The sequence below is a fragment of the Rhizobium mayense genome (assembly GCF_030272705.1).
GTDB lineage: Bacteria > Pseudomonadota > Alphaproteobacteria > Rhizobiales > Rhizobiaceae > Rhizobium > Rhizobium mayense.
Genome location: NZ_JARFYM010000103.1, coordinates 1 through 872, shown reverse-complemented (window position 1 = coordinate 872; position 872 = coordinate 1). Strand labels below are relative to the sequence as shown.

Genomic DNA, 872 nt, shown 5'->3' with positions numbered 1-872 from the left:
GGCAAAGAGCTGATCGCTGAAGGCATGTCGGCCGTCGTCTATTGTGGTTCCATGGGCGACTGGCCGCTGCTGAGCGACGAGCAGCGCATGGAAGGCGTCGAACGCCTCGTCAAGGCCGGCGTGCCGGTCATCGTCGGCACCGGCGCCGTCAACACCGCCTCGGCGGTTGCCCATGCCGCGCATGCGCAAAAGGTTGGGGCACAGGGCTTGATGGTCATTCCGCGCGTCCTGTCGCGCGGATCGGTGATTGCGGCCCAGAAAGCGCATTTCAAGGCGATCCTGACGGCAGCTCCGGATCTGCCGGCCGTCATCTACAACAGCCCCTATTACGGCTTTGCCACCCGCGCCGATCTGTTCTTTGCGCTGCGTGCCGAACATTCCAACCTCGTCGGCTTCAAGGAATTCGGCGGTCCCGCCGACATGCGCTATGCCGCCGAAAACATCATCAGCCGCAACGACGACGTCTCGCTGATGATCGGCGTCGACACGGCCGTCTTCCACGGCTTCGTCAATTGCGGCGCGACCGGCGCCATCACCGGCATCGGCAACGTGCTTCCCAAGGAAGTCCTCCATCTCTGCAACCTCGCGCAGGCGGCCGCGGCCGGCGACGTCGACGCCCGCCTGCGCGCGCTTGAGCTGGAACAGGCGCTCGCCGTGCTGTCGTCCTTCGACGAAGGGCCGGACCTCGTCCTCTATTTCAAGCATATGATGGTGCTGAAGGGCGACCAGGAATATACGCTCCATTTCAACGAAACCGACGCGCTGACCGACAGCCAGCGCGGCTATGTCGAAGCGCAGTTCAAGCTGTTCAACACCTGGTACGCCGCGTGGAGCAAGCTTCCCGGTGCCGTTGAAAAGTACAAGGCATAAGC

1 protein-coding gene is annotated in these 872 nt (G+C 63.2%); it reads left to right on the top strand.

Annotated elements, in window-relative coordinates; all coding sequences use genetic code 11:
- Positions 1 to 870 (top strand): dihydrodipicolinate synthase family protein (locus tag PY649_RS34770; protein WP_285873601.1); only part of this gene is annotated, 870 nt, incomplete at its 5' end.
- Positions 871 to 872 lie beyond the last annotated feature (2 nt).